Annotated in this window: 21 protein-coding genes; 12 read left to right on the top strand and 9 right to left on the bottom strand. The window is 27.1% G+C overall.

Annotated features, from left to right (window positions below; all coding sequences use genetic code 11):
* Window position 1: 1 nt before the first annotated feature.
* The 5 genes from BEN51_RS08220 to BEN51_RS08200 all read right to left on the bottom strand — a co-directional run bounded on the left by BEN51_RS08220 (window position 2) and on the right by BEN51_RS08200 (window position 5,305).
* A complete protein-coding gene (locus BEN51_RS08220) occupies window positions 2–1,171 on the bottom strand; it encodes an aspartate aminotransferase family protein (RefSeq protein ID WP_119865587.1) in 1,170 nt (389 codons plus the stop codon).
* Between the two features lie 16 nt (window positions 1,172–1,187).
* On the bottom strand, window positions 1,188–2,042 hold the full coding sequence (gene argB / locus BEN51_RS08215; protein ID WP_119865586.1) for an acetylglutamate kinase: 855 nt from the start codon (window positions 2,040–2,042) through the stop codon (window positions 1,188–1,190).
* A gap of 15 nt (window positions 2,043–2,057) precedes the next feature.
* Window positions 2,058–3,278 carry a bifunctional glutamate N-acetyltransferase/amino-acid acetyltransferase ArgJ gene (gene argJ / locus BEN51_RS08210; RefSeq protein WP_119865585.1) on the bottom strand — a complete coding sequence of 407 codons (1,221 nt, stop codon included), beginning with the start codon at window positions 3,276–3,278 and terminating at the stop codon, window positions 2,058–2,060.
* A gap of 34 nt (window positions 3,279–3,312) precedes the next feature.
* Complete coding sequence (gene argC / locus BEN51_RS08205) at window positions 3,313–4,347, bottom strand: N-acetyl-gamma-glutamyl-phosphate reductase (RefSeq protein ID WP_119865584.1); 1,035 nt, start codon at window positions 4,345–4,347, stop codon at window positions 3,313–3,315.
* Between the two features lie 280 nt (window positions 4,348–4,627).
* Complete coding sequence (locus tag BEN51_RS08200; RefSeq protein WP_236906195.1) at window positions 4,628–5,305, bottom strand: CPBP family intramembrane glutamic endopeptidase; 678 nt, start codon at window positions 5,303–5,305, stop codon at window positions 4,628–4,630.
* A 159-nt stretch (window positions 5,306–5,464) separates the two neighbouring features.
* Between BEN51_RS08200 and BEN51_RS08195 the strand changes: the two genes are divergently transcribed.
* Window positions 5,465–5,713: a TIGR04540 family protein gene (locus tag BEN51_RS08195; protein ID WP_119865583.1), complete on the top strand. Its 249-nt coding sequence runs from the start codon at window positions 5,465–5,467 to the stop codon at window positions 5,711–5,713.
* Window positions 5,714–5,744: 31 nt separating this feature from the next.
* On the opposite strand, the gene BEN51_RS08190 is transcribed toward BEN51_RS08195, so the two are convergent.
* The gene (locus tag BEN51_RS08190) at window positions 5,745–6,740 is read right to left on the bottom strand and encodes a glycosyltransferase (protein ID WP_119865582.1); all 996 of its coding nucleotides are present in this window, start codon (window positions 6,738–6,740) and stop codon (window positions 5,745–5,747) included.
* Between the two features lie 148 nt (window positions 6,741–6,888).
* Between BEN51_RS08190 and BEN51_RS08185 the strand changes: the two genes are divergently transcribed.
* Complete coding sequence (locus tag BEN51_RS08185) at window positions 6,889–7,701, top strand: glycosyltransferase family protein (protein WP_119865581.1); 813 nt, start codon at window positions 6,889–6,891, stop codon at window positions 7,699–7,701.
* 116 nt (window positions 7,702–7,817) lie between these two features.
* Here BEN51_RS08185 and BEN51_RS08180 read toward each other — a convergent pair whose 3' ends face one another.
* Complete coding sequence (locus BEN51_RS08180) at window positions 7,818–8,207, bottom strand: helix-turn-helix domain-containing protein (protein WP_119865580.1); 390 nt, start codon at window positions 8,205–8,207, stop codon at window positions 7,818–7,820.
* A 220-nt stretch (window positions 8,208–8,427) separates the two neighbouring features.
* Entirely contained in the window at window positions 8,428–9,777 is a 1,350-nt protein-coding gene (locus BEN51_RS08175; RefSeq protein WP_119865579.1) for a [Fe-Fe] hydrogenase large subunit C-terminal domain-containing protein, read from the bottom strand.
* A gap of 343 nt (window positions 9,778–10,120) precedes the next feature.
* Here BEN51_RS08175 and BEN51_RS08170 point away from each other — a divergent pair, with 343 nt between their 5' ends.
* Genes BEN51_RS08170 through BEN51_RS08155 form a run of 4 tightly spaced genes read left to right on the top strand, consistent with a single transcriptional unit; the run spans window position 10,121 to window position 12,707 of the window.
* Window positions 10,121–10,558, top strand: coding sequence for a LytTR family DNA-binding domain-containing protein (locus BEN51_RS08170; RefSeq protein WP_119865578.1), 438 nt, complete (start codon window positions 10,121–10,123; stop codon window positions 10,556–10,558).
* A gap of 12 nt (window positions 10,559–10,570) precedes the next feature.
* Window positions 10,571–11,002, top strand: a complete 432-nt coding sequence (locus BEN51_RS08165; RefSeq protein WP_119865577.1) for a DUF3021 family protein — start codon at window positions 10,571–10,573, stop codon at window positions 11,000–11,002.
* A 10-nt stretch (window positions 11,003–11,012) separates the two neighbouring features.
* Window positions 11,013–11,894 (top strand): ABC transporter ATP-binding protein, encoded by an 882-nt coding sequence (locus BEN51_RS08160; protein ID WP_119865576.1) that lies wholly within the window; start codon window positions 11,013–11,015, stop codon window positions 11,892–11,894.
* Window positions 11,895–12,707, top strand: coding sequence for an ABC transporter permease subunit (locus BEN51_RS08155; RefSeq protein WP_119865575.1), 813 nt, complete (start codon window positions 11,895–11,897; stop codon window positions 12,705–12,707).
* Between the two features lie 670 nt (window positions 12,708–13,377).
* Here BEN51_RS08155 and BEN51_RS08145 read toward each other — a convergent pair.
* Entirely contained in the window at window positions 13,378–13,950 is a 573-nt protein-coding gene (locus BEN51_RS08145) for an NUDIX hydrolase (protein ID WP_119865573.1), read from the bottom strand.
* A gap of 240 nt (window positions 13,951–14,190) precedes the next feature.
* Here BEN51_RS08145 and BEN51_RS08140 point away from each other — a divergent pair, with 240 nt between their 5' ends.
* The 6 genes from BEN51_RS08140 to BEN51_RS08120 all read left to right on the top strand — a co-directional run bounded on the left by BEN51_RS08140 (window position 14,191) and on the right by BEN51_RS08120 (window position 19,842).
* On the top strand, window positions 14,191–15,024 hold the full coding sequence (locus BEN51_RS08140; protein WP_119865572.1) for a hydroxyethylthiazole kinase: 834 nt from the start codon (window positions 14,191–14,193) through the stop codon (window positions 15,022–15,024).
* Between the two features lie 317 nt (window positions 15,025–15,341).
* The gene (locus BEN51_RS08135; RefSeq protein ID WP_119865571.1) at window positions 15,342–15,767 is read left to right on the top strand and encodes a hypothetical protein; all 426 of its coding nucleotides are present in this window, start codon (window positions 15,342–15,344) and stop codon (window positions 15,765–15,767) included.
* Window positions 15,768–15,921: 154 nt separating this feature from the next.
* Window positions 15,922–17,676 (top strand): DNA helicase RecQ, encoded by a 1,755-nt coding sequence (recQ, locus tag BEN51_RS08130; RefSeq protein ID WP_119865570.1) that lies wholly within the window; start codon window positions 15,922–15,924, stop codon window positions 17,674–17,676.
* A 201-nt stretch (window positions 17,677–17,877) separates the two neighbouring features.
* Entirely contained in the window at window positions 17,878–18,450 is a 573-nt protein-coding gene (locus BEN51_RS08125) for an accessory gene regulator B family protein (protein ID WP_119865569.1), read from the top strand.
* Window positions 18,451–18,573, top strand: coding sequence for a hypothetical protein (locus BEN51_RS14100; protein WP_257789682.1), 123 nt, complete (start codon window positions 18,451–18,453; stop codon window positions 18,571–18,573).
* A gap of 12 nt (window positions 18,574–18,585) precedes the next feature.
* Window positions 18,586–19,842 carry a sensor histidine kinase gene (locus tag BEN51_RS08120; protein ID WP_119865568.1) on the top strand — a complete coding sequence of 419 codons (1,257 nt, stop codon included), beginning with the start codon at window positions 18,586–18,588 and terminating at the stop codon, window positions 19,840–19,842.
* Window positions 19,843–19,886: the final 44 nt, after the last annotated feature.

Here is a 19,886-nt window from a genome sequence, read left to right as displayed (position 1 = left end):
ATTATTCCTCCCAGTTTTCTAATATATTCTTTAATATTTTTACAGCTTTTTCTATTTCTTTTTTTGAAATAATAAGTGGAGGAAGAAGTCTTATTACATTAGTTGAAGCTGTAAGGACTAATAAACCTTCTTTTAAAGCCTTTTCCTGAAAAGGTGATGGATTGATATCTACTTCTATTCCAATCATTAATCCTATTCCCCTTATAGCCTTTATATGGGGAGAGGATATATCTTTTAAAAGATTTGTCAAATAGCTTCCTTTTTCTTGAATTTCTTTTAAGGCTTTTTCATTAGCTATATTTTTTAAAACTGTTAATGCAGCAGAAGAGGCTACTGGATTTCCGCCAAATGTTGTTCCATGATCTCCAGGATTAAAAACATTTTGAAGTTTATTATTGCATAGAAAACCTCCTATTGGAAGGCCTCCGCCAAGACCCTTAGCAAAGCTGATAATATCAGGTTTTATATTGAAATGTTCATAGCAAAATAATTTACCTGTTCTTCCTATGCCAGTTTGAATTTCATCAAAAATAAGAAGAATATCTTTTTCTTGACAGATCTTTTTAAGGGAAGTTATAAAATTTTTATCAAGGGGGTGTACACCGCCTTCTCCTTGAATTCCCTCTACAATGATTGCACATACATCATTAGTTAAAGCCTTGGTTAAGCTTTCTAAATCAGCTTTGATATATTCAAAACCCTCAGGAAAGGGAAAGAAGTAATTGTGGAATTTTTCCTGACCTGTTGCTTTTAAAGCGGCTAAGGTTCTTCCATGGAAGGAGTTTTCTAGGGAAAGAATTTTGTTTCTACCTTTACCGTATTTTAGAAAACTATATTTTCTGGCTAATTTGAAGGCGCCTTCATTGGCCTCAGCACCTGAATTTGAAAAAAATACTTTACTCATGCCGCTTAATTTTGTTAATTTTTCAGCTAGTTCATAAACAGTTTTATTTAAAAAGATATTGGAACAATGTTGAAGGCTAGAAGCAGCTTCCTGTACCGCTAAAACCCAATCTTTATGGTTATATCCTAAGCTGTTTACTCCTATTCCACTTGTAAAATCAATGTAGGATTTCCCCTTATCATCATATAAAAGACATCCATTACCCTTAATTAAATTAACTGGAAGGTATTTATATGTGTTCATTAAAGGCGAATTTTCATTTATCATAATTTAACCTCCTTTTTTAGTAAATCATAGTTCCAATTCCTTCAATTGAAAGAATTTCTAGAAGAATAGAGTGAGAAAGGGTACCATCTATAATGTGAGCCCTTTTAACCCCTTGTCTTACCGCTTCTACACAGCAGTCTATTTTTGGAATCATGCCCCTTTTTAATATTCCATCTGACTTAAGTTTTCTAATTTCATGAGGTCTTAGAGTGGAAATTAAGGAGTTATTATCCTTAGGATCAATTAAAACTCCTGGAACATCAGTTAGAAGAATAAGTTTTTCAGCTTTTAAGCTTGAAGCTATTTTGGAAGCACAAAGGTCAGCATTAATGTTATAGCTGCTTTTTAAATCTTCACTAATAGCAATGGAACTTATAACAGGAATATGCTTTGTTTCAATAAGCTTATTTAAAAAGTTGCTATCCACACTTGTTATTTCACCTACATAGCCTAAATCTTGATCACTTTCAAGTTTTTTGGCTTTTATAAAAGAAGAGTCCATTCCTGTTATTCCTATAGCTTTCCCTCCAAGTTTTTCAATAAGGCTGACTAAATCTTTATTAACCTTTCCACCAAGGACCATTTGAACTATATCCATAGTATTTTTATCTGTAAATCTTAGGCCGTCTATAAATTTGCTTTCTTGTCCCAGTTTTTCTAGGTATTCATTTATATGAGGACCTCCACCATGAACAATAATTGGATTAATTCCAATACATTGCATAAGCACAATATCTTTAATAACATTTTCTTTTAATTCTTCATTAATCATTGCACTGCCACCATATTTAATAACAACGGTCTTTCCTGCTAATGCCTGTATATATGGTAAGGCCTCAATAATTATCTCTGCACGTTTTACTGAAGTCATAGTAAATCACCTTTCTTAAGATCTATATTCTCCATTTATTTTTACGTAATCATAACTTAAATCACATCCCCAAGCTACTGCAGCCTCTGTTCCAGATTTCATATCTATTAAAATTTTAACTTCCTCTTTTGAAAGAATTTTTTTAGCCGTTAATTCATCGAAGAAGATAGCCTTTCCATTTTCACATACCTTAATTTCAGCAAGTTCGCTTTTAAAGTATAAATCTATAGTGTTTGGATTTATATTAATTCCAGAATAGCCTAAAGCACATAAAATTCTTCCCCAATTAGCATCATTACCGAATATTGCAGTTTTAACTAATGGAGAATTTATAACGCTTTTTGAAAGAACTTCTGCATCTTCCTTGTTTGGAGCATTATATACTATACATTCAATTAGCTTGGTTGCACCTTCTCCATCACGAGCAATCATTTTTGCAAGACTTACATTTATCTTGTTTAATGCATTAAGGAAGTTATAATAGTCATTATTTTTGCTGACTATCTTTTCATTATTTGCTAATCCATTTGCAATAATTAATACCATATCATTTGTACTTGTATCACCATCAACACTTACCCTGTTATAACTTATTTTTGTACTTTCTCTTAATGCTTCTTCAAGAAGTTCTGAAGAAATATTTAAATCTGTAGTTAGGAAAGATAGCATGGTTCCCATATTTGGTTCTATCATTCCAGAGCCTTTAGCAATTGCTCCTATGGTTACAGTTTTATCCCCAATAGTAAATTCAATCGCAAGCTGTTTTTTTATTTTATCTGTAGTCATTATTGCATAGGCAGCCTCTTCGCTTCCTTCAGTAGATAGTTTTTTGCTTAGGAGAGGAATAGCATTTTTTATTTTATCTATGTTAAGGGGAACTCCAATAACTCCTGTAGAAGCTACAAGAACATCATCGGTTTTAATATTAAGGGCTTTAGCTTGAAATTCAGCCATTTCCTTTGCCTTTAATAGACCATCATCTCCAGTGCAGGTATTTGCATTTCCGCTATTTACTATTATTGCTTGAGCTTTTTTATTTATAAGATGTTCCTTTGTAATATAAATAGGAGCTCCTTTTACTTTATTTTTGGTATAAACTCCAGCTGCATTTCCAGCTACTTCTGAATAAATAAGTGCTAAATCAAGTTTTGAATTATTTTTTTTAAGGCCGCAATGAATTCCAGATGCATAGAAGCCTTTTGGAGCAGTAACGCCTTTATTTTCTAATAAATACATTTATAAACCCCCTTATTTTTATGCTTAATGGTTTTTAATTTGAAAAAGCTATAAAATCAAGTCCGTCAGTTTCTTCAAAATCCATTAATATATTCATGTTTTGAACAGCTTGTCCAGCTGCTCCTTTAAGCATATTATCAATAACGCTTATAATTATGAGCTGATTTTTATTATGATCTTGATGAAGGGAAATATTACAATTGTTTGTGTATTTTACATCTTTAATTTGTGCAGTTTCCCCTAAAGGCATAATATTTATAAAAGGCTCATTTTTATAGAACTCTGCATAACTTTTGTGAATCTCCTCAAGGCAAATTTCTTTTTTTAAATTGCAATATATCGTTGAAAGTATGCCCCTATTTATTGGAAGGAGATGAGGAGTAAAAGTTATACTTACCTTCTTACCAGAAATTTTTGATAAACATTCTACGATTTCAGGAGTATGCCTATGATTGCCTATGGCATAGGCTGAAAGATTTTCATTAACTTCTGTATAATGAGATTTCAGACTAAGAGTTCTTCCAGCTCCAGTTGCTCCTGATTTTGAATCACATATAATGTTATCCACCGATATAAAATTATTTTTAAGAGCAGGCATTAATCCAAGTTCAATGGAAGTAGGATAGCAGCCTGGATTTGCTATTATCTTATAGTTTTTGATTTTACTTCTATTAAATTCAGGCAAGGCATATATAGAATTCTTGTGAAGATCCTTAAATAAGAAATTAAGACCATACCATTTTTTATAATCTTCTTCCTTTGAAAGTCGAAAATCTGCTCCTAAATCAATTAAGATTTTATTTTCTTTAAAGGTCAGTTCAGCTATTTCTTCACTTAAGCCATGAGGAAGGGCTGCAAAAACTAAATCAGATTTTTTTATTACTTCCTCCATATCAGTGCAAATAAGATTTACTTTTCCATAAAAATTTTTATATATTGATGATATAGTCTCTCCTATGTAACTTGTAGAACTTATTGCTTCCAATTTTACTTTTGGATGATTAATAAGGATTCTTATAAGTTCTGCTCCTACATATCCTATGGCCCCAATTACTCCTACTTTAAGCATCTTTTTCCTCCTTATAAGTAAAATGTTTTATTCTTTTGTTAGGTATAATTATAAGGATATTCGGTATAATTATGCAACAATTATTTATAAAATTTATTGAATATTATTAAAAATGCATAAATATAAAAAGTTATGCCTTCTTAATAATAAAATTTATTTTTATAATATTTTTTAGGGGAATTTTTAATGATCTATTTTATTATGGTTAGGAAAATTTAAAAGAAAAAAGTGATGATATATTTAGATGAGTATAGAATATATGAAGATTGTTTTACAATCTTCATATTATATTAAAAGCTATAAGGCCAATAGTGTTTATTGCAAAATTAGCACTCATATGAATAAGCCATGAGTTATAAATAGTTGTTTTTCTATCAAAATAATCAAAAATAAGACCTGCGATAACCAATGAAAAAAGTATAAGTATAAATAAGGCTGGACTAAACCATCCAGACATAATAAAAACATGATATAGGGCAAAGCTTATTGAACTAAATGTATAGGCATATTTTTCTTTTATTAGTTTCTTTAAATGAATAAAGGCAAAGCCTCTAAAAAATAGTTCTTCTAATAAGGAATTAATAAAGCTTATATATAAGGCAACAAAAATAAAGCTGTTTTTTGAGATATTTTCTTTTTCAGTTAAATTAGATGCTATTTGCTCTAAATCTATAAAATTTCTAGCAATAAAATAGGAAAGAATTATTAGGCTATAGACAGCTAGTCCAATTATTATAGATATTAATAAATCTTTTTTATCGTGAACCTTTAATACTTTAAAAAAGGAAAAATCCTTATTATAAAGACAGTATATTAATATTAGAGAAAGAAAGGTAATTAGTTTTATTAAAGATTTATAAACATAACTAGGCTGAATAATTCCTTCTATAAAGGACATTATTATACAGCCTAAAGAAACTAAAAATAAAATTTGTATAGCCTTATTTTTTATTAACATAAATTATCTCCATTCTAATTTAAGTATATTTATAATTAATTTTATTATATCAAAAGCAATGTATTAATTCTTATAATAGTAAATAAAATTATATAGTTATTGTATGTTTTATTTTAATGATATAAAATATATCTATGAATAATATAAGGTGGGATAGGTGTGGATAAATCTGAGCTTAGATTATACTATAAAAATCAAGAAGATCTTAGCTATGCATTAAGGGAATATATAGATTATTATTTCGAAGGAAATATTGAAGATGAAAAATTAGAAGCAAATATAATTAAAGTAATAAAAGGAAATGAAGATAAGTTCTATAAGAATAATGAGGTAGCTAAGAAACCTAAGCAAATATTAGGGAAAAGCAGGCTGGATTTAATAGAAAAAATATTAAATAAAAAAAAATAAAACATGTCAACGAATGATATGTTTTATTTTTTTATATAACAAAATTATTTAATTTAAATCCAAACATCTCTGGAATTATTCTTTTATTTTCAAGAAAAATTAAATCAAAACAATATTTATGGTCATTTTCCATAGAAGCTAAATATTTTTTAAAATTTTCCCTATAAGCTTCTATATCATTAAGCTCTAAATAACACAAGGAAATAATATAATAAATCTCCCTAATTTTATTATATTTTAAAGATAAGCCTTCACCAACAGAAATTCCTAAGTTATATTTTTGAGCATGGTAGTAAGTTTTTATAATAACATAAGTAATATAGCTGGAAATATAGATATCATCACAAGAGTATAGAGCTTTTGAATAGTTAGTCACAGCTTTTGAATAATTACCTAGTAAAAAATATTCATTTCCAATATTAAAATAATTTATATAGCTTGTGTCAGAATTTTTATATTCTGAAAATATAGATAAATTTCTATAACATCTTTTGTTTATATCTTTTTTGTCTAAATCAAAACCATAATTATATAATTTATAATCTAATCTTATAATGTTCTTTTCATAGTCTGCTTTTAAAGATGAATTTAAAATTCTTTCGTTTATTCTTCCCTTAAAATAAAAGCCAGAGTAGTTTTTAAAAATTCTAAATAAATATTCACCTTCTATTGGTGAATTATTTATTATATTTACAAGCTTTAAAGAAAATCCTATATTTGAAGCTTGGCTTAAAGTATTTTTGATATCTGTTATTTGGGATATATCTAATGCCTCATCACAGTCGATTATTAATATCCAATCTTTAGTTGCATGTTCTAAGGCCTTATTTCGAGCATCGCTAAAATTATTATTCCAAGGAAATTCTATTATATTAGCATTAAATTTTTTGGCAATATTTATTGTATTATCGTTAGAACCGGTATCAACCAGTATTATTTCATCAGCAAGATTAGTTATACTTTTAAGACACCTCAATAGGTTTTTTTCTTCATTTTTAGCAATGATACAAGCGCTTATAGTTGTCAAAGAAAATTACCTCCAAATTAAGTTGGCTTATTATAGCATATGAAAAAAAATAGAATCTGCTAATGCCTAATAAAATAACAAAATTAGAAAATATGCATATCTTAAATTAAATTGAATATAATTTATAAAATGTAATAAGGAGGAATATATGATTAAGCTTTTAATAGGAAGCCCCATTAATCAAAAGCCTGAGATATTGAAGGAGTTTCTATTTTCTTTAAGGAAATTAGACTTAAGTGATATAGAGGTAAGTTATTATTTTATAGATGATAATTTAAACAAGGAATCAAGTGATCTATTAAATAACTTTAAGGAAGAAATTAATAATGTTATCCTTATAAATAGTGATAGTAAATCTTTATATGTTTGTGATGAGATAACTCATAGATGGACTAATAAATTAATAGAAAAGGTTACTAATTTTAAAAATGAGATTATTCACAAAGCTTTAGAGGAAAACTTTGATTATTTATTTCTTATTGATTCAGACATAGTATTAAATCCTAAAACAATAAAAAGGCTACTTTCTTTAGATAAGGAAATAGTATCGAATATATTTTGGACTAAATGGAATCCTAGTTCAGAAGAATATCCTCAAGTTTGGTTAAAAGATACTTATACCTTATATAATATTGAGCCGGGGGAATATATTACTAATGAGGAAGCTAATCTTAGAATGAGTGAATTTTTATCTAAATTAAGAATCCCTGGAACTTATGAAGTAGGCGGTTTAGGAGCTTGTACATTAATATCAAGAAGTGCTCTTGAAAAGGGTGTAAATTTTAATCCAATATATAATTTGTCCTTCTGGGGAGAAGACAGACATTTTTGTGTAAGGGCAGCAGTATTAGGAATTCAGCTTTATGTAGATACCATGTACCCAGCTTATCATTTATACAGAAAGGAAGACTTGTTAAACTTAAATAAATATAAAGAGGAAAATTTTAATATAAATCAATAGCAAGTATTAGAATTTTTTTTGTAAAAGATTAGCTATTATGCTTTAGAGTTATTGTTTTATCTGAAAGTAGTAAGATTAAGCAAAACTCCTAGCATAATAGCTATTTCAATATAACTCTACATGTTAAAGTCTGATTCTTGAACCCATTTATCTAGAGCTTCTCTATTAAAGATATATTCCTCATGTATTTTTACATAAGTTATTTTAGATTCTTTATTATATACAGTATTAATTAGGTCTGTTACTGAGATATTTAAATATTCAGCAGCTTCTCGGAGATTAAAGTTACTTTTTTCTTCAAGCTTTTTTGTTTGAGTATTATTATTAAAACTTTTATAAAGATTGCTGGGTAGATTATTAAATCCATTGGACATTTCATGGGAAATGAAAGTTCCATTATTATTTATTGATCTGCTAATTATAAATGATGAAATAAGAATTGAGAATGCTAAAGCAAAGATTGAAAGTGGTAAAAGCTTATCCTTTGAAATAAGAACTCCTTTCATAATATTTAACCTAAAATTTGAAAAAAATAAATATTTTAACATATATAAATAATTATAATTTAAATTTTTGCTAAGCATCAGAAAAAATAGGGAAAATTTAAAAATAAAGCTATGAATAAATATTAATCTTTTATTAAAAGTGAAAAAACTATGTACCAGTATTTTAGTACATAGTTTTTTTAGTTCAGCTGAATTTTAACTTAAAGAGATTTTGAATTGCCTAAAATTCTCTATGAAATATTGCTGTTTTATCTTCCTTTTCAAAATCTTCTAGGGAGTTAATATTTAATCTTTTTAATACTTCATTAAAGGTTACGCTATGGGTAGAAACCTTGATAGGAGAATTAAAGGCGTAATCATCAACAAATTTTCTGCCTTCTTCCTTGCTTATTATGGCTTTAGGTCCTCCAACACATCCACCAACGCAGCCCATGCCCTCAATGAAGTTAGCATCTATATCTGAAGCTAAGGCATTTTTAAGGACTTCCTTGCATTCTTTTACTCCTTCAGCCTTTATAGCCTTAAAGAATTTTGCCTTTTCTGGATAAAGTTCCTGGATGGCTTGGTAAACAGCTAAAGAAACTCCACCGCTTCTTGCATATAGCCTTCCACCTCTTGATGCATAATCCCTTGATGGAATGCCTTTTAGGCTTTCTAAATTTAAATCAAAGGCCTTAAATACTTGATCTAGTTCCTGGAAGGTTAAGACATAATCTATTGCATCTCCAATATCTGCTTCCTTGGCTTCTGCTTTTTTAGCTATACATGGACCAATAAAGACTACCTTTGCTTCAGGATCTAGTTTCTTAATAACCCTGCCTGCAGCAATCATAGGAGATACTGAAGGAGATAAGTTAGGAACTAGATCATTGTAAACCTTTTTTAACATTCCAACCCACATTGGACAGCAGCAGGAGGTTATCATTAAGTCATCAGGTTCCTTAACTAATCTATTAAACTGTACAGCTTCATTAATAGTCAGCATATCTGCTGTAAAGGCTACTTCTATCATATCAGTAAAGCCAATTTTTATAAAAGCTTCTCTTAACATGTCTAAAGTAACCTTTTCTCCAAATTGACCTGCAATAGCTGGAGCAACTGCAGCTATTACTTTTTTATTATTTTTTATTAAATCTAGGACAGGTAAAAATTCTACAACATCCATTATTTTACCGTCTTTACAATGTTCAATGCAGTTTCCACAGCCAAGGCATAAATCATAGTCAATATATGTAGAGTTATTATCCTTATCATATAAGATTGCATCAAAAGGGCAGGCTAATTGACAGCTAGTTTTTACATCTTCACTTGCTTTACATTTAATATTACAGCTATCAAGTTTTTCTATAAAACGTCTATTGACTTCATAATTTGTAATGGCATTTTTTAATTTGTAGAGGTAATTATTATCAAAATCTAAAGAAACTCCGCAAAGAGTACATACTATTTTAAAAGTTTCTTGGGGAGAAATTTCATGGTTAATTACTATATCATTAACAGTTTCCTCAAATCTATCTTCATAATAAGCCTTAACTAATCTATTAAAAATATCCTCATATTTACTGTTCATATAAACCTCCTATAAAAGTTTTAATATAACTTAGTATGGATAAATTAATATTTTTAATACATTTAATATAGTTAGGAGTTAGGAGTGTGGAGTTAGAAGTTAGGAGTTAGGAGTGTGGAGTGTGGAGTTAGGAGTTAGTAGTTAGGGAACTTGTACATCCCAAATAACTCCACATTCCAAACTCCACCTTCTAAACTCCACACTTCACACTCCTAACTATTCCACACTACTAACTTCTAACTATTTCTGTATTTTGGTATGGGAAAAATGCATCTTAGTTAAATTTTGTTGAAATATTATTATTAAAGGATATGATAAAAGTATAAAGAAGAAAGGAGTTATTATGAAAGTAATAATTAATGAAGATGAAAATAATAAGGAAATTGAGATAATAATAAACTGTAAAAATATTGATGATACTGTATTAAAATTAATAAACAAATTAAAGGAAGAGGACAATGTTATAACAGGGACCAAAAATGGTCGAGTATATGTTATTAAACTAGATTCAATTCTTTATTTTGAATCTGTAGATAAAAGAACCTTTATCTATACAAAGGAAGATGTTTATGAAACTAATCTTAGACTTTACGAAATAGAAGATAAATATTCTTCTAATCATTTCTTTAGAGCTTCAAAATCTACAATTATTAATATAACTAAGATTGCGGTTATTAATCCTATAATTGGAGGAAGAATAGAGGTTTTGCTAGAAAATAAGGAAAAGCTTATAGTATCAAGACAATATGTACCAATACTTAAGGCAAAGTTAGATTATTAAGGAGGGAGATTTATGAAAAATTTTTTTAATATAGGTTATGAAATAAAAGGGCTAATGGCAATATATTTTGTTAGTATAATCTTTACTTATGGAGTTGTAAGTCTTATATCAGGAAATAATATAATGCCTTTAGAGTTGCTTTGGGAATTTTTACTTTTAGCAATTATAATAGGGACTATTCAAATACTTTTATATAATGAAAAAGTATTAACTAATATATCAGTAAAAGTTAAAATAGCAGCACACTTTATAATCCAGTTAATTATATTAATATTCTTTATAAAATATTTTAACTGGGTAGAATTTTGGGGAATTCCATTTAGTATTTTTATTATAATATATACAGTTTACTTTATAGGAATAACTTTAAATTTTTATTATTATAAAAAGATTACTGGTGAAAGATTTAATGATAAATTATTAAGATATAAAGAAAAAATTTAGGGGTGAGATTATGAAGGCTATAAAGATAAAGAATTTAACTAAAAATTATGGAAAAAATAGAGGCATAAGTAATATAAATTTAGAAATAAATCAGGGAGAAATATATGGCTTTATTGGACCTAATGGGGCTGGAAAATCAACAACAATAAAAACTTTATTAAATTTTCTTTTCCCAACTTCAGGTTCAGCAGAAATCTTAGGAAAAGATATAGTAGTGGAAAGTAAGGAAATTAAAGAATATACAAGCTTTGTTCCTAGTGAAGTAAGATATTATTCAGAATTTAAGGTAAAAGATATATTAAAATATGCTGCGTCATTTTTTAATAATTATGATAGGGAATATATCAGGGAGCTTTGTGATGAGTTGGAAGTAGAATTAGATAAAAAAATGAGTGAGTTAAGTTTAGGAAATAAAAAGAAGGTTGCTATAGTACAGGCTCTTATTAATAATCCTAAAGTTGTTATTTTAGATGAGCCAACAAATGGCTTAGATCCTTTAATACAACAAAAGTTATTTAATATCTTATTAAAAGAAAAAGCTAAGGGTAAAACTATTTTTTTATCTTCTCACAATTTATCTGAAGTAGAGAAGTTCTGCGATAGGGTTGCTGTAATAAAGGATGGTGAAATTGTAGATATTTTAGATTTAAAAGATATTAATAGAGATTTAGGGCAAAGAGTTAGATTAAAATCAGATGATATAGATATAAAGGAAATAGAAAAAGCAGCTGAAGAAGTAAAAGTTATAGATAAAGAAATAGAATTTATTTATAAGGGAAATATAAATGAGCTAATAGCTTTACTCTCAAAATACAATTTAGAAAAACTTTTAATCGAAGAAGTTAAATTAGAAGATGCCTTTTTGCATTATTACCAAGGGGAGGGGAAATAAATGAATATTTTTAAGTTTGAATTTAAAAGAAATCTGAAGTCACTAATATATTGGAGCCTAGGAACTTGTGCGACTATAGTAGTATTTATGTCCCTATTCCCAAGTATGAAAGATATGGGAATGCAAGAACTAGTAGGAAGCAAGCTAGAAGCATTACCACCAGCATTATTGGAAATATTTAATTTCTCAAGCATTACAGATTTTAGTAAAATTAATGATTATATGGGATATACTTTTCAATATATAGCAATGGCTTTTGGAATTTATGGAGTTACTTTAGGTGTAAATTCAATTATTCAAGAGGAAAGTGAAGGGACTATAGAATTTTTATATTCTAAGCCTGTATCAAGAAGCAAAATTTTATGGAGCAAAATACTATCAATTGCTATAACTTTCTTCGCATTTAGTATTATTGTTGGATTAGTAACTGTCCTTATATCCTTAGCAGTAAAGCCGGAAGATCTTGAAACAATGACACTTATCATGGATATAAAAGGAATGTTTATTGGAATGGCCCTTTTAGGATATATATTTATGGCAGTAGGAATTGTAATTTCAACAGCCCTTAAAAAGGGAAAAGCAGCCACTAGTATTGGAGTTGCAAGCTTTTTTGGAACCTATATTTTAGGAATAATGGGAAAACTAAAAGAAGAGTTTGACTTTATGTTATATTTATCTCCTTTTGACTGGTTTATTCCTTCTAATATATTGAAAGATGGTTTTGAATTAAAATATATCATAATAGCTTTTGTTATAATAATAGTTTCCTTATTAGCAGCAAGCTTTGTTTATAGAAGAAAAGATTTTAATTAATGATAAAAGATATTTTTCTAATTAAATTTAATAATATTATTAACTAGCACAAAATAAAAATAAAAGATTGCGAAGCAATCTTTATTAGTGTGCAGTGTGCAGTGTACAGTTTACAGTGTACAGTTGAGGAAATAATTCAGCTTAAGCTGAATTATAATATTTATAATCTCTAAAAGAGCTTATAGAAATATAATTTTAGAAACTACGCAGTAGTTTCTTCCTTAACTGCTAACTACACATTATAAACTGTAAACTAAAAGATTGTTTCGCAATCTTTATTTATTAATCCTTAAAGTTATCTATCAGAGAAATTATTAATAAAGGTATACACAAGATAAGAAAAGTAATATATAAGGGACTATAACTTGTAACAGAATAGTAATTCAAGATTAAAGCAATAGAAAACACAGGTATATTAAGAAAATATATTATTTTTTTTCTTTTAGCTGATTTTTTATTAAAAAATATATTCTTAAAACTGATTAATAAAACATATATACAATATAAATAAACAAAATATTTCATTAGTATAATCTCCCCTTTTACTTAACATAACAGAAAATATTTTTTATGCAAATAAAACCTTAAGTTGAATGTATTGTAAAACAATGAAAAGGAATTTTCTTTGATATAAATATTATAGTATTTTTACTTATGGAGTAGATCCAATTTATTTTTTGAGTTCCATCATATTCGCAATCTTCTCATGAAACTTTTCGTAAAGTTTTATCATATCAGGTTCTGTTGAGTAAACTCTAACCTCATCCATTGGAATCCATTTAACTCCGCTATTTTCATCTTCCTTTATCTTTAGCTCATCTTCTTCATCTGCTTCTAAAAGATATGCTACTGATAAATGAAGGTGAGATGAAATAAATTTCCCTCTTTTTACATGGGGAGGAACAGGTAGAACATCTAAGGAAAAGATATTTTCTGATATAGGTCTAATATGTTTAATTCCTGTTTCTTCTTTAGCCTCTTTAATAGCAACATGAAGGAAGTCTTCTTCTCCATCTGTGTGTCCACCAGTCCAAGACCAAGAATTATATATATTATGATAAATCATAAGTACTTTTGTCCTATCTTTATTTACTATGTATCCAGAGCTGCTAAAATGGGCAAGAGGATTTTCTCTAGTCAAAAGATTATTAAAAGTATTTATTGCATACAGCATAGTCTCCTTATCCGTTGCTTCTTGTTCATTATAGGGAATGTAATTTTTTATATTATCTATCCAGTTCATAATTAAACTCCTTTGTTTATATTAATCATTATATATAAATTCTAATTTATATTTTAAATTAATTAAAGGATTTTTTATTTAGATAAAATTAACTTTTATTAATAAGGAAAATAGTAATTAAATATATCAATTGCTATATATAAGGAATATAAAAAATATATAAGAAAAATGTGGAACAGATAAAAATTATGGAGAATAAGATATACAAACTGTTTCAGGATGTAAGAGAGGATGTTATAAATGAATATTGGCAAAAGGTTCATTGAGGAGAGTTTAGAATTACAAAAAAGAAAAAGCCCTCTTATACACTGTATCTCAAATTCATTAGCTATAAAGGATTTACTTAAAGGGATTCTATGTTACTGCGGTATTCCTTTAATATCTAATACTATAGAAGATATTGAAAAGCTAACTTATGAAGCTGATTGCTTATTGATTAATACAGATATCCTTACAGAGCAAAATGTTAATGAAATTGAAAGAGCAATAAGAGTTGCATTTTTTAGGGGAATACCTATAGTTTTAGATATTAGTGAGGTGAATTTATCATTTTTTAGAAAAGAGACGGTACTAGAGTTTATTGGCAGATACAATATAGATGTTGTAAAGGGGACATTAGAAGAGTTTATTTCTCTGTTGGGAGAAGAAAAAAGTAAACTATTAAATAGTGAAACAAAAATAAAAGATAATTTAAATTTAAGAATTCAACTTAGGAGCTTTTCTAGAAAATATAATTTGGTAGTAGTTGCAGAAGCAGATGATTATTATATAACAGATGGATTTAGTGAATTTTATATAGAAAAACAGAAAAGTAAAATAGACGAAAAAACAGACAGTGTAGTAATATTATCTGGATTAATTGCTGTTGGAATATCATCATCATATCAAAAAGAACAAAGGATTAAAGGGGTTTTAGTTGCAGTTATGACAATTACTACAGCAAAAAAAATTCTAGAAGAAAAAGTAATTGAAGAAGATAAATTATCCATAGAAAATATTCTAACTGAAATAGAAAATATCGATGCAGAAAAGATAAATAAATATTCTAAAATTAGTTATTTATTTGTAAGATAATTTTTATGAAAATAAAAAATATTAAGAAAACCTATATTGTAGATGTAAAAGTCTTCATATAGGTTTTTATATTTAGTAATAAGTTTGACTTTTAACCTCATAGTTTATATAATTTAATAAAAAATGGAATTATATTCCAATTGCTAATTAAAAAGAAAAATAATATGGAAATGGAAAAGTTATGAATTTAAACAAAGTCTAATTGATAAATAACATAATATATTAAAATTTTTTTGAAAATTCAAACAATATAATTTAAAATTTAATAAATATATGATAAATTATAATTAGAGGATTTATTTAGGGGGACTAATGAAATGGATGTTATAATATACAAACTAGTTCAAAACTATATAGAAGAAAAAGTAACAGATGATTTAAAAGATGAGTTTATTAATGCTGCACTACATTTTAATATAAATAATGATGTTTATAAAATGTTTTCTCCTATTGAGATAGAGTATAAAATAAATAAAATTTCTTCAGGGGAGATTAAAGATTATGTAGAATTATGTTCAGTTTATGGATATATATTATTTAGACTAATAAAAGACAATACAATTAAAGAAGAAGATAGAATAGAAGCTCTTCAGATAATATTAGAAATAAATAATATAATTACAAATTATATAAGAGGCATCATAAAAGAAGAGGAATTATTCGAAAGGCTTATGAATATAACTACTAAATTAAATTTAACTAAGGAAAAAAATCTGCATATTATTGAGAAATTAAATAGTTAAACTATGGAAAAATGAAAACGTTGAAGGTGTTCTAATAGCCTAAAAGGGTGTATTTAAAAATATTTTTGAATACACTCTTTTTCTATAGTAAAATTATAAATAAATATTTGACTACTTAAATTATGGAGAAGTCTTAAATAAAGGTGGTGCATTGATGAATAAGCCATTAGAATTATTAGAAAAATATTTTGGTTATAAATATTTTAGAGAAGGGCAGTATGAAGTGATTTCTAATATTTTGAGAGGGCGTGATGCCTTTTGTATTATGCCGACAGGTGGTGGGAAATCAGTATGTTATCAAATTCCTGCCTTAATTTTAAATGGAATAACTTTGGTTATTTCTCCTTTAATATCTTTAATGAAGGATCAGGTAGATTCCATAAGAGATATGGGAATAAGCGCAGAGTTTATAAATAGTACCCAGAATTTAGCTGAAATAAAGGAAATATTAAAAAGATGTTACAATGGAGAAGTTAAGATTTTATATATTGCACCTGAAAGATTAGAGAGTGAATATTTTAATAAAATGCTAAGAAAGCTTTGGATAAGTCAAATTGCTATTGATGAGGCTCACTGCGTTTCTATGTGGGGACATGATTTTAGAAAAAGTTATAGGGCAATAGCTCCCTTTATAAAAAGTTTAAATATAAGGCCAATAGTTACAGCCTTTACAGCAACAGCAACTGAAGAAGTAAGAAAGGACATATATAATCTTTTGGAATTAATTAATCCATATACATACATAGGAAGTTTTGATAGAGAGAATTTAGAAATTGCCATTCATAAAGAAGATGATAAGCTTGAGTTTGTAAAAGATATAATAAGAGAAAAGGAAGAGGAAGCGGGAATAATTTATTGTGTAACTAGAAAAGAAGTAGATGGACTTTATAAATATTTAAAAGATAGAGATTATTCCGTTGCTAAATATCATGGAGGCTTGAAGGATGAAGAAAAGAACTACTATCAAGAGGAATTTCTAAATGATAATAAAAATGTTATGATTGCAACTAATGCTTTTGGAATGGGAATAGATAAATCAAATGTAAGATTTATAGTTCATTTTACTATGCCTAAGAACATAGAAAGCTATTACCAGGAAATAGGAAGAGGAGGCAGGGATGGTGAAAAGACAGAATGCCATCTTTTATATAATAGAAGCGATATAAGAACCTTGGAATATTTAATATATACAACTGTAGGTAATGAAAGAAAAGAAATTGAAATAAAAAAGCTTCAAAGTATGATTGATTTTTGTGAGAGTGACAAATGTTTAAGAAATTTCATTTTAAATTACTTCGGAGAAGAGAAGTCTAGAGATTATTGCAATAGCTGTAGCAACTGTCTAAAAAATGAGGAGTTAAGGGATTATACGATAGAAGCCCAAATGATATTATCCTGCGTCTATAGAAGCAAAGAGCAGTATGGAATATCTGTTTTAGTTGATATATTAAGAGGCTTTACTGGTCCTAAAATAATTCAAAATAATTTAAATAAGCTTTCTACTTATGGAATAATGAGAGATTATAGCAGCAAGTTTATAAGAGATTTAATAAAGACCTTATTAGAACTAGGATATGTAAACTTAAAAGAGGGTACTTATTCTATGCTTAAATTAAATAATAAATCAATAAGAGTTTTAAAATCTCAGGAAAAAGTAATATGCAAACTAAGTAATGATGTAGAAGAAAAAATAGAAAATAGGGAGTTGTTCAATAAATTAAGAGTGTGGAGGAAAGAAAAGGCAAATTCTTTAAGGATAAAACCATACATAATATTTTCAGATTCTACTCTAATAGAACTAGCTAATAGGCTTCCAAGGAATAAAGAAGAATTATTAAATATTCGAGGTATGGGAGCAAAAAAATTAGAGAGTTATGGAGAAGAACTTTTAAAAATTATTAATAGTTAATTTTTGGAAGTTTAATAGCGATTATAATTAAATTATCAAAAAGTAAGGATTTTACAGATTGAAAATTCTGTAAAATTCTTATTTTCTACCAAAAATTTAATAATTTACAAAAAATGAAAAATATCATATCAAAAATGTAGAAAATTATTCAAATTTATTATATAATATGTAATATAAAAATTATGGTAAAGGGTATATAAAATGATAGAAAAATTATTATGTAAGTTCGTAGAAAATATAGGAGAATATAATAATTTTACTAAAGATCAAATTGAGCAGTCTATATATTCTTTAAAGGTTATAACATATGAAATAATAAAAATGTTATTGATACTAATAATATTTTCTATATTAGGATACTTTAAAGAAAGTTTACTTATAATTTTTATTATGTCAATTACAAAACCATTTATTGGTGGATATCATGAAGATACTCAAGTAAAGTGTTTTATTGCTACTTTTATAGTTGTAGCATTTATAATAGTTTTATATAAAAATAATTATTTAAATTTAATAAGCTCTATTATTTTAAATATAATAAGCATATTTTCTATATATAATCAGGCACCTATAATAAATTCAAAAATGCCTATTACAAGGGAAGAGCTTATTAATAAAAACAGAAAGATTGGTATTACAAATTCTTTAATCTTAGTCGTATTATCAATTATTATGTTTAAAGTTACTTGGCTTTCTCAAATAATAGTTTGGACAATTTTTGTACAAGCTATTTTAATGTTTAATAAATACAAGAATATCAAGGAGGTGATTTAAATGAAAAAATCATTAGGCGCTTTCCTATTATTATTAGGTGCAGTTCTTGTTAATGTAGCACCAGCTTCTTTTGCAGGAATTGGTGTAGAAGAAATGCCAGAATCACTTAAAAAATTAAGATAAGGGAGCTAAAAAATGTATACTGGATTATTTGATGTTGTTAATAGTATTCTTCAAAGTATTATAATAATTGCTACAATTAATTATTGTACTAAATACAAAAAAGAGAATGTAGAAGTCGTTGCATGGGGATTATTATTAGCATTAGTAACTATAATTATTACTTATAAAATGGGAAATTATAGTTTATCAATTATAATAATGCATATTACAGGATTAATTTTAGTAACTGTACCTTATCATAAAGATAAATTGTCGGCAACAATAGGTTTTAATATAGCCTATATAGCATTTTCATTACTTGCCCTTATGGGTGGAGGTATGTGGCAGATGTATACCGATATGGTGTATGTCCCTAAGGAATATGAATTTATTGTAATGATAACTTTTATGTATTTACCTTCATACATTATTTCATATCTATTTTTAAGGGATAAGAACTTTGTATATAAGGTAAATCTAATGGTTAAATCAAGGCTTTCATCCATAATTTCTTTAAGTATAGGTGCATTTGCTCTTGATTTTGTAATATCTTTTTCCCTAATCACTAATGATAAAGATAATCCAGTATTCAAAGAAATAATATTTTTATTATTAGTTATTTTTGTTGTTTTTACTATTGGTTACTTTGCAAGTATAGATAAAAAGGCAAAAGAAATACATAGGTTAAATATTGAATTAGAAAACAAAATTAATGAGCTGAAAAAGATTAAACATGATTATGGTTCTCAAATTTCTTATCTGTATGGAGCATATCTAATGAAGAATTATGAAAAATTAGGAGAACTATTTAAAAGTGTTATAGAAGGTAATAATATTTCAACACAAGTTAAGGTTTTAAGCAGAGAGGATTCGCTTTTAGCTCAAATAGTTAATTCAATTGACTTGATGGATGTAGATGTTTTAATAGATGAAAGAGCGGAGTTAGAACACATAAAGGTAAATGAGTTAGATATGCATAGAATTATATCTAATATAGTAAAAAACTCTATTGAAGCACTAAAGGGAAAAGGTCTATTAATGATAAAAAGTTTTTATGACTATAATAGTATAGTAATTAGCATACAAAATAATGGACCTGAAATTAATAAGAATATTATTGGAAAAATCTTTGAGCAAGGATTTTCTACTAAAGAAAATAAAAATAAAGAGAATGGGTTCGGATTGTACATAGTAAAAGAATTAGTTAATAAATATAGGGGAGACATAAATGTAAAAAGTAATAAAGACTTGACGGAATTTATAATAAAGTTTCCTTTACATATTAATTAGGATTTTAAGATTATCAGTACATATAAAAATTAATAGTACTTTAT

It is taken from the genome of Clostridium isatidis (genome assembly GCF_002285495.1).
Lineage (GTDB): Bacteria > Bacillota > Clostridia > Clostridiales > Clostridiaceae > Clostridium > Clostridium isatidis.
This window is presented reverse-complemented; position numbering and strand designations above follow the sequence as displayed.